Raw genomic sequence first — 14,393 nt, 5'->3', positions numbered from 1 at the left:
ATAAAAGTTGCACGTCTACTTAATCATTTTGAGTCTGAATTTTAATAAAGTCATCTCGCTTTTCGATTAAGAATTGAATGAGATTTAGTTCGTTTCCATTTTCAAGCATTTCTTTATCTAGACCATTTGCCGCAACATAATCCATATAAGCGCCAATAGATTGCTTTTCAATATTCAAATTCTCTTGAAAAAATTGATTTGAGTACATCGCAGCAAGTTCATCTTCTGCACTACTCTCAATATCAGCATTATCTTTATTGATATTAAAAACTGCTTTAAAAATATTTACAAAATTGAGTCCGTATCTCCAACGCTCATTATCTATAGCTACATTTTCTGCAGGTGAGTTTTTATCATATTGACTATCCTCGATGCGTATATCTTTTGCACTAAAAGGTACAGGTTCAATTACCCGAATGCGATTAACATCTGCAATAATATCACCGGTAAGATCGTAAGGCGTAACTATAATCTCATCTAGAACATTTACAGTTTCACGCAACGTAATGCTCATTTTCTTAGTGTTTACAATTCCTTTATCGACAAGTACAGTCACCGGCGCAAATTGTACAGATTGTATTACAATCTCATCATTTTTTGCAACCGCAATTTCAAAAGTACCTTCAAGGGAAGTAATAGTACCACGCATAGAAGTCTCATTATAAATGACAATTCCGCTAGGATCATCACCTGCAGGAACAAGTATCTGGCCTCCTACCATTACACGTGCGACTTGCTGTCCTATAGCTGGATAGATGCCCAATAAGCATAAAAATATAAGCGTATAAAATTTCATAGGTAAGTGTGTTATTTTACAATTATAAGTAACGACAAGTAAGTTAATTTTTTAATCAAAAAGCCTGTAAATTTTTGTTAAATGCCCATTAAACTTAACTTTGAATCAAAACTGCAACTATGAAAAATTTAATACTAGCAAGTACCTCTACCGTTTTTGGCGGATCCTATTTAGATTACCTTTTGCCGGAGCTTAATACGCATTTTGAAAAAGCAGAACGCTTAGTATTTATCCCTTTTGCCAGACCGGGAGGAATTTCTCACGATTTGTATACAGAAAAAGCAAAAGAAGCATTTGATAAACTGGATATCGAAGTTGTAGGGCTTCACGAATTTGACAATCCAAAAGTTGCACTCGAAGAAGCTGAAGCTGTTTTTACTGGCGGTGGTAATACGTTTTTACTTGTTGATCAATTATACAAATTTGATTTATTTGCCACATTACGCAAACGCATATTTGAGGGCCTACCGTATTTAGGTACAAGTGCTGGCACAAATATAGCTGGTGTGTCGATGCAGACTACCAATGATATGCCTATAATTTACCCTCCTAGTTTTAAAACAATAGGTGCAGTTCCTTTTAATATAAATCCGCATTATTTAGATCCTGTGTCTGGCAGTCAACATATGGGAGAAACACGTGAAACTCGTATAGCAGAATTTCACCAGTTTAACACACTACCCGTAGTAGGCCTGCGTGAAGGAAGTTGGATAGCGGTTAAAGATAAAACCAACATACTTAAAGGTGACTTTAGTGCTCGTATTTTTGAAGCAGGTAAAGCACCTTATGAACTAGAAACTGGCTCTATTATAAATTTTGATTAAATACTAGTCAAGGCTTTTTAAAAAGTGATATCCTTTAATGACATAATTTTCGTTTAGGTAAAATTTGTGGCTTGGGTAGTTTTCAACGTAACTGTTTAATTCTGCCGTTTCACAACCTTTCTCTTTAGCATAATTATAAATCCATTTAAAGACTTGTTTGCCTAAACCCATACTTCGGTATTCTGGTTTTATATATACGTGATCCTGCTCACAGGTTTTACCACAATAATGACGTGTTGCAAACCAAAGACCAAATACTCCAGCAAGTGTTTCATCTACATAAATACCGTGACATTCATATTTATGATCAAACATTTCTTTAAATCGTTCTTTTAAAATAGCATCGTCTAATCGATGCCCCATCAACTCTTGTATGAGTGGTAAAAAGTTGTTAATGTCTTCCTTATACAATCTCTTGACATTAAGTTTGCTCATAATTATTTAATTTAGTCTAAAACGTAAAAATAATGGATTCAGTAACTATTCAACACAAAGAAAATGACGTTAGAGGAGTTTTTTTAATTGAAGGTGAAAACGGGATAATTTCTGAGCTTACCTATACAATAAAGGACGCAAACACGATTCTTATAGATCATACCGAGACTAAAATGGAGTATGAAGGTCAAGGATATGCAAGTAAACTTATGGAACGAGCAGTAGAATATGCGCGCTCAAAAAATATTAAAATTGAACCTCTTTGCCCTTTTGCAGAGGTAAAATTTGATGAGCATCCAGAGTACGCAGATGTACGCGCAAATTAATAGTTAATCGGTTTGTCATATACAATTAAAGAAATTACCGCTCAAGAAACTTGGGCGGTTCGTCATCCTGTTCTAAGAGCTGATAGACCTTTAGCTACTTGCTCTATGGATGGGGATTTAAATGCAGACACTTTGCATTTAGGCTTATTTGATTCTAATAATCTAGTAGGCGTCGCCAGTTTTATGAACAACCAAAATTCTCAATTTACGGGTAGACAATATCAATTACGCGGAATGGGTATTTTAGAATCCCATCAAAAAAAGAAGTTGGGCGGCTTACTTATAGATGCCGGGGAAGAAAAGCTTAAGCAATTAAAAGTAGAAGTATTATGGTGCAATGCCCGTATCAAAGCACTTAATTTTTATCTGCGGAAAGGTTTTACGATAAGTGGTTTACCCTTTGACATTGAAAATGTAGGAGTGCATTATTTACTTTCCAAAAAATTACAATGAAAAGACGCCATTTTATTCAAAACACGGCTTTAGGCATAACAGCTTTGAGTTTATTTCCTAATACACTTAGTGCGGCTATCAACCTACCTGAATCTGAGCTATTAGGTCAAGGAAACCCTAAACTCATTGAAAAAAATGGCTACCGTTTGCGACCCGAAGCTTCCGAAGCTTTTGAAAAATTATCGGCCGCAGCAAAAAAAGACGGATTGCGTATAGAAGTGGTTTCTAGCTACCGCAATTATGCACATCAAAATCGCATTTGGGAACGTAAGTTTAAAAATTACACCAGCAGCGGTTTATCAAAAATTGCAGCTATAGAGAAAATTATAGAATACAGTACGATTCCCGGAACATCCCGACATCATTGGGCTACTGATCTTGACATTATACAAGGTGGAACAGGAATAACAACAAATGTTTTAGATCCTAAAAAATTTCACGGAAATGGACCATTTTGCGAACTCAAAGCCTGGTTAGATAAATATGCAGAATCTTTCGGTTTTATCGAAGTTTATACGAATGATTACGGTAGAAAAGGGTTCAATTATGAACCTTGGCATTTTAGCTATGCTCCACTTTCAAAAGGCTATTTAAATGAGTTTAAAAAACTTGATATTACTCATATTCTTCAGCAAAAAAAACTCCTAGGTAGTGAAGCTTTTACAAGCGAATTCATAACTGCTTACCGCAATGAAAACATTTTAGACATCAATCCAAAATTATTATAAACACAGGCAATAGCCTATAACAATCAGACATTATGAAATTAGGAGGAAGATCGCTTAAAATTGTTTTAGGAGTGGCCATAGTAGCATTTGGATTAGTTCGGTATTGTGGGAGTCAGGAAGAAAACCCATATACTGGTCGCACACAGGCGATAAACTTATCTACCGATGAGGAAATAGCAATTGGTTTACAAAATGCCCCTATTATGGCAGAACAACATGGAGGTCTTCACCCGGATGCTCAATTACAGGAGTTTGTAGATCAAGTAGGTAAAAAGCTTGTAGACAATACTATTGCTCGAGAAACACCTTATGAATATGAGTTTCATCTTTTACGTGATCCCAATACTGTAAACGCCTTTGCATTGCCGGGTGGTCAGATATTTATTACCTACGCTCTTATGGAGCGCCTGGATAGCGAAGATCAACTTGCCGGGATTTTAGGTCATGAAATTGGTCACGTTGTAGGCAGGCATTCTGCAGAACGTATAGCACAAAGCGAACTTGCAAATACTGTTGCTACAGGAGCTCAGGTAGGTGCAGATGCGGGTATGCTTGCTTCACAAATAGGTCAAACCTTATTATTAAAAAATGGTCGTGGCGATGAATTAGAAAGTGATGACTTAGGAGTTAAATTTATGATCGAAGCCGGTTATAATCCAGAAGCCCTTATTGAGGTAATGCAAATTTTAAAAGAAGCAAGTGGTGGCCAAAGTGTTCCTGAGTTTCAAAGTTCGCATCCAGATCCTGAAAATCGTATTGAGAAAATACAGGCAGCTATTAAGAAATATCGCATAAATTAACTCATAGTAAACTTCTTACTGCAGTTATTTTTTACAACTATTTCTAGAAGAATTTCAAACGCTATCGTGATTGCTGTTTAAACTTTTAGCCATTGATTTGTTAAGTCCTTATCTTTGTAGAACAACACACAAATCATGAACAAAAAAGTTATACTAATGATCCTCGATGGTTGGGGATTTGCACCTAATAAAAACGTTTCTGCGGTTGATCTTGCTGAAACTCCATTTATAGACAGTCTTTATACAAAATACCCACATGCTCAATTACTCACACACGGTGGCAACGTGGGATTGCCAGATGGGCAAATGGGAAATAGTGAAGTAGGTCATATGAATTTGGGTGCCGGTCGCATTGTGTATCAAGATTTTGCAAAAATCAATAAATCACTTAAAGAAAACAAATTACGCGAGCAACCCGAGCTTGAAAAAGCCTTTGCTTATGCTAAAGAAAATAATAAACCCGTTCATTTATTAGGTTTAGTTTCTGATGGTGGGGTTCACGCTCATATTGACCACGTTAAGGGGTTAATAAAAGCAGCTTACGAGGCAGGTATCAAAGAAATATATGTTCACGCTTTTACAGACGGTCGCGATGTCGACCCGCAAAGCGGAGCGGCATTTATTGAAGATCTGGATCATTATGCACAAAATAATGGTGCAAAATTAGCTACTATAACCGGTAGGTATTTTGCAATGGACAGAGATACTCGCTGGGAGCGTGTTAAAAAAGCTTATGATGCATCAGTACATAGTATAGGTACACATAGTAATGATCCTGTTGCTGTCATTAAAGCAAGCTACATCAACGGTATTACAGACGAATTTTTGGAGCCTATAGTAGTTACAGAAAACGATAAACCGGTTGCTCAAATTAAAGAGAATGACGTGGTGCTCTTTTTTAATTATCGTACAGATCGTGGACGCGAATTAACACGAATGCTATCTCAGGAAGATTTTGCAGAACAGAACACGCAGAAGATGAACCTGTATTATGTGACAATGACTAATTATGATCAGACTTTTAAAAATATCCACGTAATATTTGATAAAGACAATCTGGTAAATACGCTCGGAGAAGTTATCGCCGATGCAGGCAAGAAGCAAATACGCATTGCTGAAACAGAGAAGTATCCTCATGTTACCTTTTTCTTTTCTGGAGGAAGAGAATTACCATTTGAAGGGGAAACGCGCCTTATAGCAAAATCACCTAATGTAGCTACTTATGATTTACAGCCCGAAATGAGTGCTTTTGAAGTTCGCGACAAAATTGTAGCAGAATTGAAAAAAGAAGAAGCCGATTTTGTATGTCTTAATTTTGCAAATCCGGATATGGTAGGTCATACGGGTATCATAGAAGCAGCTATTAAAGCTGTAGAAACTGTAGATGCTTGCGCAAAGGCGGTAGTTGAAACCGGACTAGAACATGGATACAGCAGCATTGTTATTGCAGATCATGGTAATTGTGAAACAATGCAAAATGAAGATGGCTCTCCAAATACCGCACATACTACAAACCCGGTACCTATTATTGTTGTCGATAACGAAATTAAGGTTGTTGAAAACGGAATTTTAGGAGATGTGGCTCCAACTATTCTTGATATGATGGGTATAGCAAAACCTGCGGTAATGGATCAGGAGAGCCTAGTTAGATAGAAAAGTTGCTATGAAAAACTTAAGATACGCGGTCATAATGGTTTTTGTCACGGTACTAGTGAGCTGCAAAGCAAAGAATCAAATTGCTAAGCAAGTATCGGAACCCACAGAACAAATGCTTGTAGAACAAGATGAGGATGTTATTACGGGCCCTACAAAACGCAACACTTTAGAGACAGAAAAATTTGGAATGTGGTTTAATTCCGGTTATGAGAATTATGGAGTAGACACCAGCTTCATTCAGGAGTTAAAGACATTATTAGTTGATGTCGATATAACAATTTTTATGGGGACCTGGTGTGAAGATAGTAAGCGTGAGACGCCACACTTTTATAAGATTCTGGATGTTGTAAATAAGACAGAAGCTATTAATTTAATTACCGTAAATCGAGAGCGTAAAACTCCGGAAGGACTTGAAAATGGTCAGAATATTATAAGAGTTCCTACATTTATATTTAGCAAGGATGGCAAAGAACTAGGCCGTATTGTAGAATATCCTATAGAAAGTCTGGAACAAGATATGCTTAAGATTTTAAAAGGTGAAGCGTATGAACACGCGTATTCTGAATAAGACTTCTTAACTATTTATACTACAAGAGCGACAATCCAAAAATTGTCGCTCTTATTATTTATGAAGATTATTAACCTTAATAAATTTTGTAGTCTTTCGATTTAGCATCTGAAGATTTAACAGATAATATTTATCAGTTCGCTTGATTTTGAATTCATTAAATTAGCAGAATCTAACATGTTTCTCCTTTAGAAAATGAATAAAAAACAATTAAAAAAAGTATTTAGAATCCTCTTTATTGCCGCAAGTATAGGTTCTTTATACTTTGTACCATGGGTTTTAGTAAAAGCATGGATACTTCCTCTTCCCGAAACCGTACAAGAACAACTGGATCAGGCGCTAAATTACGGTTTTGACGGTATGATCGTATATATAGATCAAGGTGATAAAGCACCTGAATTTTATGCTGCTGGTTGGCACGACCGAAAAAACAAAATACCTGCAAATCCTAAAGCTTTATTTAAAATTGCTAGTATCACAAAACTTTATGTAGCCGTAGCTACAACAAAATTAGTTAAGGCAAATCGTTTATCATTAGATAAAACATTAGCTGAATACTTCCCTGAACTAGCCGACCGAATAGAAAATTCTAATGAAATCACTTTACGGATGATGTTACAACACCGCAGTGGTATTCCTAACTTTGTAGATCATCCCGATTATTATATCAATCCGCCTTCTAGCAAGGAAGAAACTCTTAATTATGCCTTAGACTTACCGGCAGATTTTGATCCCGATACAGACTACGGATATTCAAATACAAACTACATGTTAATTTCAGATCTTATTGACAAAACAGTAGAATATAGCCATAAACAGTTCATCAAGGAAGAAATTTTAATTCCACTAAATCTTACAAATACATATGGATCTATTCAGGATATAGACATCGCTAATTTGATGAGTGGGTATTATGTAGGAATTGAAGAAGATTTAAAAACCGAAGAAACCGGGTTAATGATAGCCACGGCAGAAGACGTGGGTGTTTTTATAAGAGCATTAAATGATGGGTCTGTATTTGAAGCGGGCGAACAAGAAATTTACACCAGTATTTATGAGTATGAGCACACGGGTTTACTTCCGGGTTATCAAAGTATTGCAAAATATCATGAAGATATTGATACTGTTATTATTCAATTTAATAACACCACCGATTTCAATGGTTATGAATGGAATTTAGCAGAAATCAGTTATGGCAGAATCTTAAAAATTGTAGAGCGCAGAGATTATTAAGTAATTATTTTGACATATTAATATTAAAGCTATTTTTTCAAGTCTTCCAACCCCCATTGATCTAAGGCTTTTAAAATAGACTCTAAAGATTTGCCGCGTGCAGTCAAGGTATATTCTACTTTTGGGGGAACTACAGGAAATACTTTCCGAGCAATTAAACCATCCTTTTCTAATTCGCGAACGGTCTGCGTAAACATCTTATTTGATATTTCAGGTACTTTTTTCTGCAACATTCCAGAACGTAATGGACCTTCAAGTAAATGAAACAAAACCAAAGGCTTCCACTTACTTCCTATTAAATTCATCGTATAATTTAGCGGACAATAATTATCAGTATTCATTGGCTATTCTAATCGGCTGATTTTCAGTAATTAACTCGTTTTGGTTACTATACTACTTTTAGGTAAGTTATTGTTATTAAAGCAAATATATACTTATTTTGTAGTCTAAAACAAGATTATGAAGACAACTAAAAATTATCCGAAAGCATTTTCTCACATAGGAATTACGGTACCAGATATACAGAAAGCAGTAGAGTTTTATTCTGAAGTTATGGGATGGTATACGATTATGGAACCTTCTCTAGTAAAGAAAGAAAAAGATACTGCTATTGGACAAATGTGTATTGATGTATTCGGGGATGACTGGGAAACTTTTGAAATCGCTCATTTAGCAACTTCAAACGGCGTGGGTATTGAATTGTTTTCATTTCCTAACGGCGTAAAAGAAGCTCCAGAATTTAACCCGTTCAATACCGGTCTTTTTCACTTCTGTGTTCAGGATCCTAATATTGAAGAATTAATAGAGAAGATAGTTTCTTACGGCGGAAAGCAACGTATGCCTATTCGTGAATATTACCCAGAAGACAAGCCCTTTAAAATGTGTTACGTAGAAGATCCGTTTGGGATTGTATTTGAGATTTATACGCACTCTTATGAATTAACGTATTCATCAGGAGCTTACTCAAAATAAGACTCTTTGTATAAAGAATAGAACTGCAGTTTCGTAATCGATTCTGCAGTTTTTTAGTTTTTATGATATCCTTCTGGAAAACTAAAGACCTAATCGCTAGATTTACAAAGCAACGTCACAAGCGTAATGTCGAGTTATTAAAAGAAATTTAAATAAGAATAAAATGGGATTATTTAATAATATACTGGGTAACGCCAGTGAAGTATCATCTGAAGAACTTACTCAAAAATACGGTAGGTTACTTATTGAAACGGAAACTGTAGAGCTAGGCTTTAAACTATTCCGCGATGTATTTATGTTTACAAATAAACGTTTAATCCTTATAGACGTACAAGGTTTAACCGGCAGTAAAATGGAATATAAGTCTTTGCCTTATAAAAATATATCAAGATTTTCACTAGAGACCGCAGGTACCTTTGACTTGGATGCCGAATTAAAAATCTGGATCTCGAGTGAAGATATGCCATCGGTTTCTAAAAAATTTAATAAAAGTATAGATGTATATGCAGTTCAGCGCTTGCTAGCGCAGAAAGTGATGTGATGCATAATACTAATTTTATAGACTAATCCTAACAGCTATTTTGAAGAAAGATAAATCCATCAAACCTACTATAAAATCAACTCTACATGCGCGCAATCGCAACCGTGAACCGTATGATTTAAAAGCTCTTGTAAATGTAGCTCCTGAGTTAGGAAAACATATAAAACTTAATAAGTACGGTACAGAATCTATTGATTTTGCAAGTGCTGAAGCTGTAAAATTACTCAATCAGGCCTTACTTAATCATTATTACGGAATAGAAAAATGGGATTTCCCTGATGCTAATCTATGCCCACCTATACCGGGACGCGCCGATTATTTACACGCTATTGCCGATTTGTTAAGTGAAGGTACTGGCGAACTCCAAAAAGGTAGTCAAATCAAAGGACTTGACATAGGTACAGGAGCAAGTTTGATTTACCCTATTCTGGGTGTCACCGAATATGACTGGAGTTTCATAGCTACTGATATTGATGCAAAATCTATTGCTTCCGCAGAAAACATTATTGAAGCTAACGATTCCTTAAAAGGTAAAATTGAATTGCGATTACAAAAAAATGCAGACAGTATTTTTAATGGTATTCTCAATCCTGATGATAAAATTGATTTTACCATGTGCAACCCACCCTTTCACGCATCTCAAGAAGATGCTTTGAGAGGTACCCGTAGAAAAACAAAAAATCTTACAGGTTCTACTAACTCCAAACCAGAATTGAATTTTGCAGGAATAAGCAATGAATTAATCACAGAAGGTGGTGAGGTAGAGTTTATCAAAATAATGATTAAACAAAGTAAAACGAGAGGCACACAATGCAAATGGTTTACGACTTTAGTCTCTAAACAAGATAATTTGAAGAGTATTTACAAGCAGCTTAGAAAAGCAGAGGTAAACGTATTAAAAACCATCCCACTGGGAACCGGAAATAAATCAAGCCGTATTGTAGCCTGGTCTTTTCAGGAATAGTTTTTTGAAAAATTTTAGTTAGTATCAAAAAAAAGGGTAGCCAACTGGCTACCCTTTCCATCTTAACGCTATTTTACTTATTAGTAACGATCTAAGTTCATTACTTTATCCCAAGCCTTCACAAAATCTTTTACAAATTTTTCTCTTGCATCATCTGCAGCATACGCTTCAGCAAGGGCTCTTAGTTCACTGTTAGAACCAAAAATTAAATCTGCTCTGGTTCCCGTATATTTCACTTCGCCAGTTCTGCGATCGCTACCTACAAATATTGCATCTGAATCTGAAGTAGCTTTCCATGTAATCCCTAGATCTGTAATTGATACCAAGAAATCATTAGAAAGAGTTCCCGGCTTATCTGTAAATACTCCTTTATTTGAGCCGTCAAAGTTTGTATTTAAAACACGCATACCAGCAACTAAAACAGTCATTTCAGGAGCTGTAAGAGTTAGTAAGTTTGCTTTATCTACTAATAATTCTTCAGCAGTAACCTTTACTCCTTCTTTTAGATAGTTTCTAAATCCATCTGCAATAGGCTCTAATGCTTCAAAAGCCTCTACATCTGTTTGCTCTGCAAAAGCATCTGCTCTACCTGCTCTAAACGGTACTGAAATCGAGTAACCTGCATCACTAGCCGCTTTCTCCACTGCTGCTGAACCCGCAAGAACTATAAGATCTGCTAAAGAGACTTTCTTATTTCCACCTTGAGAATTATTGAAATCGTTTTGAATTCTTTCTAGAGTTTCTAAAACTGATTTTAATTGCTGTGGATTATTTACTTCCCAATTATTCTGAGGAGCTAAACGTACACGAGCACCATTTGCACCACCACGCTTATCTGAACCTCTAAAAGTAGATGCAGAAGCCCAAGCTGTAGAAATAAATTCTGAAAGATTGTGACCACTAGCTAATATAGAAGATTTTAAGCCTGCAATATCATCATTATTCACAAGCTCGTAATCAACAGCAGGAATAGGATCTTGCCAAATCAATTCTTCCTGAGGAACTTCTGGTCCTAAGTAACGTTCTTTTGGTCCCATATCACGGTGAGTAAGCTTAAACCACGCACGGCTATATGCATCTGCAAACTCTTGTGGATTCTTATGAAAATGTCTTGATATTTTTTCATATTCAGGGTCCATTTTCAAAGAAAGGTCTGTAGTCAACATAAATGGAGCATGTTTCTTGTCTGGATCGTGTGCATCTGGCACCGTACCTGCTCCACCATCATTAACCGGTTTCCACTGGTGCGCTCCAGCCGGACTCTTAGTTAATTCCCATTCATAACCAAATAGGTTATTAAAATAAGTATGACTCCATTGTACCGGAGTATCTGTCCACGCTCCTTCAAGACCACTTGTAATTGTATCTGCTCCTTTTCCTGAACCGTATCGGTTGTTCCAACCCATACTTTGTGACTCAATACCAGCAGCTGCAGGTTCTGCATCTACATAAACAGCAGGATCTGCGGCACCGTGAGTTTTTCCGAATGTATGACCACCAGCGATTAGTGCTACAGTTTCATAATCATTCATAGCCATACGGCCAAACGTTTCACGAATGTACTGAGCAGCCTCAACTGGATCAGGATTACCATTATGTCCTTCTGGGTTAACATATATAAGACCCATATGCGCAGCACCTAATGGCTTTTCTAAATCTCCACCTGCATAACGATATTCGTTACCTAACCACTCAGATTCTGCTCCCCAATATACTTCTTCAGGTTCCCAAACATCTTCACGACCACCGGCAAAACCAAACATTTTAAGGCCCATTGATTCGTGAGCAACATTACCTGTAAGGATTAATAAATCTGCCCAAGATAATTTTTTACCATATTTCTTTTTAATAGGCCATAATAGTAATCTAGCCTTATCTAAGTTTGCATTATCTGGCCAACTATTTAATGGTGCAAAACGTTGTTGTGCAGTACCTGCTCCACCTCTACCATCTTGAATACGGTAAGTACCAGCACTGTGCCAAGCCATACGGATGAAAAACGGACCATAATGACCGTAATCTGCCGGCCACCAATCTTGACTATCTGTCATTAAATGACGTAAATCTTCCTTTACAGCCTCCAGATCTAGAGACTTAAATTCTTCTGCATAATTAAAATCAGGATCCATTGGATTGGTAAGCTCTGAATTTTGACGCAATACACTTAATTTTAACTGATTTGGCCACCAATCGCGGTTTGTAGTACCTCCTCCAGTTGTATGATGCATTTCACCATTTAAAAAAGGACATTTTGCTTCTGATTCATTCACATCCCAGACTTTCCCGTCTGTACCATGATCATGATTATTTTGATTTTCCATAATAGATTGAATTTTTTACTTTTAGAGAATGTAAAGAACTTTAATTAAAGCCTAAAAAAGGCATAGTTTTAATTTATACTTTTTATGTTTAGATAACTAAATTCTATACTGACTGCAACTTATGCATAATATATGAATTAAAATAAGTGCCAGTTATCCAGCAACATTTATCGTTTTATCAAATTTTGATACTTGATACCCTACAATATCTAGTAAATTAAGAAAAAATTAAAAAATTCAGGTCATCTTATCTTTAAGTTTTCACTTAGTGAGCATTACAATTCATTTTTAGGACAATAGTATTTGTCACACATCATGACATCACAGATTAAAGTCTATATTTCGTTTAATCGTATTAATAGGTAGCTAATTGAAAATAAAAAAATTATTTAAATAAGTTGTCGCATCTTTAGTAATTAATACAACTCTATGCATCCAAACGAAGAACTGCTTAACACCTTCTACAAATCATTTAAAGATCATAATCCCAAAGAAATGACCGCATGTTATGGCAAAAATATTACGTTTGCTGATCCTGCTTTTGGTCATATTAAGGGAGATCGGGTTCGTGCGATGTGGCACATGCTCATCGAACGTGGAGGAGATGACCTAACTATTAAGTATGAAGATATTCAGGCAGATGATTACACCGGTAGTGCAAAATGGGTAGCGACATATTATTTTGGGCCCAATCGCAGAAAAGTTGTTAATCACGTAGTAGGCACATTTTATTTTCAGAATGGAAAAATTCTCCAACATACAGATCATTTTAATCTTTGGAAATGGTCGAGACAAGCCTTAGGAGTAAAAGGTCTATTATTGGGATGGAGCGATTATATGAAACTTAAAATTCAGCAGGAGTCAAGTAAAAAACTATCTCTCTATTTACAGAAAATGAGAACTTTTGAACATACGCAGCTTTAATTATAACTCAATTTATCGCCTCACATTAACTAAAAAATCTCAAATACGTTAAAAACGCATTTGAGATTTTTTTATTTAAACATTAGTCAGTATTTAGTAAAATTTTCAACCAATTCGTAGGCCATTTTTTACAGGCATATCTGGACTAAGTAGAGTTACATTAGAGTCATCAACTGCACCAAGTATGAGACACTCGCTCATAAAATTTGCAATTTGTTTCTTAGGGAAATTTATTACAGCAACGATCTGTTTTCCTACAAGTTTAGCACGGTCATATTGTGTTGTAATTTGTGCTGAAGTTTTTAAAACACCTATTTTCTCACCAAAATCGATTTGCAATTGGTACGCCGGTTTTTTTGCTTGAGGGAAATCGCTAACAGTAAGTATTGTACCTACCCGCATTTCAATGCGTTCAAATTCTGACCATTTGAGATCACTCATTAATATTCAATCTTCAGTTTCTGAATCATTTCTTGAGAGATTTGACCACTATAGGCGCCATAAGCATCAACAAGTAACCCTTTTTCTCCACTTTTTGTGTTAATTACATAAAGAACACTGTTATCTCCTGGATTTGTCATTCCTTCAAACCTGAAAGACTCTTCTACTTCTATCTGCTCTGCTTTCCAGGTTTTTTTAAGATGTTTTGACTCAATTCCTTCATCTACTAGATTAAAATCTGTATCGTACCCTTTAGCTTTTAAAGCTTCTATTGCTACTGAAAGCGAACTATATGTATTTTTCATAATTATTTGATTTAGATTAAAGTTACGAAGGTGTAGGAATGCCCCCAAATAATTAAAACAACTTTAGTATTTGTAACTTTACAATACTTACGCTACTAATAGGTTA

18 protein-coding genes are annotated in these 14,393 nt (G+C 35.8%); 12 read left to right on the top strand and 6 right to left on the bottom strand.

The genetic code is table 11. The features are described from left to right. Positions 1-19 precede the first annotated feature (19 nt). Positions 20-796 (bottom strand): peptidase associated/transthyretin-like domain-containing protein, encoded by a 777-nt coding sequence (locus DSM00_RS03100; protein WP_128756549.1) that lies wholly within the window; start codon positions 794-796, stop codon positions 20-22. A gap of 119 nt (positions 797-915) precedes the next feature. Between DSM00_RS03100 and pepE the strand changes: the two genes are divergently transcribed. After that, positions 916-1,620, top strand: a complete 705-nt coding sequence (pepE, locus tag DSM00_RS03095; RefSeq protein WP_128756548.1) for a dipeptidase PepE — start codon at positions 916-918, stop codon at positions 1,618-1,620. Between the two features lie 3 nt (positions 1,621-1,623). Here pepE and DSM00_RS03090 read toward each other — a convergent pair whose 3' ends face one another. Continuing rightward, positions 1,624-2,055 (bottom strand): GNAT family N-acetyltransferase, encoded by a 432-nt coding sequence (locus DSM00_RS03090; protein ID WP_128756547.1) that lies wholly within the window; start codon positions 2,053-2,055, stop codon positions 1,624-1,626. 32 nt (positions 2,056-2,087) lie between these two features. Between DSM00_RS03090 and DSM00_RS03085 the strand changes: the two genes are divergently transcribed. From DSM00_RS03085 to DSM00_RS03055, 7 genes are all read left to right on the top strand, one after another. Further along, on the top strand, positions 2,088-2,381 hold the full coding sequence (locus DSM00_RS03085; RefSeq protein WP_128756546.1) for a GNAT family N-acetyltransferase: 294 nt from the start codon (positions 2,088-2,090) through the stop codon (positions 2,379-2,381). A gap of 12 nt (positions 2,382-2,393) precedes the next feature. Continuing rightward, on the top strand, positions 2,394-2,834 hold the full coding sequence (locus DSM00_RS03080; RefSeq protein WP_241652344.1) for a GNAT family N-acetyltransferase: 441 nt from the start codon (positions 2,394-2,396) through the stop codon (positions 2,832-2,834). Further along, the gene (locus DSM00_RS03075) at positions 2,831-3,562 is read left to right on the top strand and encodes a M15 family metallopeptidase (RefSeq protein WP_128756545.1); all 732 of its coding nucleotides are present in this window, start codon (positions 2,831-2,833) and stop codon (positions 3,560-3,562) included. Before DSM00_RS03080 ends, DSM00_RS03075 begins: the two co-directional genes overlap by 4 nt. A gap of 32 nt (positions 3,563-3,594) precedes the next feature. Next, positions 3,595-4,362 (top strand): M48 family metalloprotease, encoded by a 768-nt coding sequence (locus DSM00_RS03070; protein WP_128756544.1) that lies wholly within the window; start codon positions 3,595-3,597, stop codon positions 4,360-4,362. A 135-nt stretch (positions 4,363-4,497) separates the two neighbouring features. Beyond that, complete coding sequence (gpmI, locus tag DSM00_RS03065) at positions 4,498-6,015, top strand: 2,3-bisphosphoglycerate-independent phosphoglycerate mutase (RefSeq protein WP_128756543.1); 1,518 nt, start codon at positions 4,498-4,500, stop codon at positions 6,013-6,015. A 10-nt stretch (positions 6,016-6,025) separates the two neighbouring features. Next, on the top strand, positions 6,026-6,586 hold the full coding sequence (locus DSM00_RS03060; RefSeq protein ID WP_128756542.1) for a thioredoxin family protein: 561 nt from the start codon (positions 6,026-6,028) through the stop codon (positions 6,584-6,586). A gap of 195 nt (positions 6,587-6,781) precedes the next feature. Then, entirely contained in the window at positions 6,782-7,819 is a 1,038-nt protein-coding gene (locus tag DSM00_RS03055) for a serine hydrolase domain-containing protein (RefSeq protein WP_128756541.1), read from the top strand. A 29-nt stretch (positions 7,820-7,848) separates the two neighbouring features. Here DSM00_RS03055 and DSM00_RS03050 read toward each other — a convergent pair whose 3' ends face one another. Further along, the gene (locus DSM00_RS03050; protein ID WP_128756540.1) at positions 7,849-8,160 is read right to left on the bottom strand and encodes a winged helix-turn-helix transcriptional regulator; all 312 of its coding nucleotides are present in this window, start codon (positions 8,158-8,160) and stop codon (positions 7,849-7,851) included. Positions 8,161-8,278: 118 nt separating this feature from the next. Here DSM00_RS03050 and DSM00_RS03045 point away from each other — a divergent pair, with 118 nt between their 5' ends. The 3 genes from DSM00_RS03045 to rlmF all read left to right on the top strand — a co-directional run bounded on the left by DSM00_RS03045 (position 8,279) and on the right by rlmF (position 10,296). Beyond that, the gene (locus DSM00_RS03045; RefSeq protein WP_128756539.1) at positions 8,279-8,791 is read left to right on the top strand and encodes a VOC family protein; all 513 of its coding nucleotides are present in this window, start codon (positions 8,279-8,281) and stop codon (positions 8,789-8,791) included. 163 nt (positions 8,792-8,954) lie between these two features. Then, positions 8,955-9,332 carry a PH domain-containing protein gene (locus DSM00_RS03040; RefSeq protein ID WP_128756538.1) on the top strand — a complete coding sequence of 126 codons (378 nt, stop codon included), beginning with the start codon at positions 8,955-8,957 and terminating at the stop codon, positions 9,330-9,332. Between the two features lie 40 nt (positions 9,333-9,372). Then, positions 9,373-10,296, top strand: coding sequence for a 23S rRNA (adenine(1618)-N(6))-methyltransferase RlmF (gene rlmF, locus DSM00_RS03035; RefSeq protein ID WP_241652343.1), 924 nt, complete (start codon positions 9,373-9,375; stop codon positions 10,294-10,296). Positions 10,297-10,376: 80 nt separating this feature from the next. Here rlmF and katG read toward each other — a convergent pair whose 3' ends face one another. After that, positions 10,377-12,617, bottom strand: coding sequence for a catalase/peroxidase HPI (katG, locus tag DSM00_RS03030; protein ID WP_128756536.1), 2,241 nt, complete (start codon positions 12,615-12,617; stop codon positions 10,377-10,379). Positions 12,618-13,046: 429 nt separating this feature from the next. Here katG and DSM00_RS03025 point away from each other — a divergent pair, with 429 nt between their 5' ends. Next, positions 13,047-13,541 (top strand): nuclear transport factor 2 family protein, encoded by a 495-nt coding sequence (locus DSM00_RS03025; RefSeq protein WP_128756535.1) that lies wholly within the window; start codon positions 13,047-13,049, stop codon positions 13,539-13,541. A 105-nt stretch (positions 13,542-13,646) separates the two neighbouring features. On the opposite strand, the gene DSM00_RS03020 is transcribed toward DSM00_RS03025, so the two are convergent. Both DSM00_RS03020 and DSM00_RS03015 read right to left on the bottom strand, forming a co-directional pair. Next, entirely contained in the window at positions 13,647-13,982 is a 336-nt protein-coding gene (locus DSM00_RS03020) for a tRNA-binding protein (protein ID WP_128756534.1), read from the bottom strand. Then, complete coding sequence (locus tag DSM00_RS03015; RefSeq protein ID WP_128756533.1) at positions 13,982-14,287, bottom strand: phosphoribosylpyrophosphate synthetase; 306 nt, start codon at positions 14,285-14,287, stop codon at positions 13,982-13,984. Before DSM00_RS03015 ends, DSM00_RS03020 begins: the two co-directional genes overlap by 1 nt. Between the last annotated feature and the right edge of the window lie 106 nt (positions 14,288-14,393).

This window comes from Leeuwenhoekiella aequorea (assembly GCF_004104375.1).
GTDB lineage: Bacteria > Bacteroidota > Bacteroidia > Flavobacteriales > Flavobacteriaceae > Leeuwenhoekiella > Leeuwenhoekiella aequorea.
Note: the sequence above shows the minus strand (reverse complement) of the source record. Positions and strands in the feature narration are given on the sequence as shown.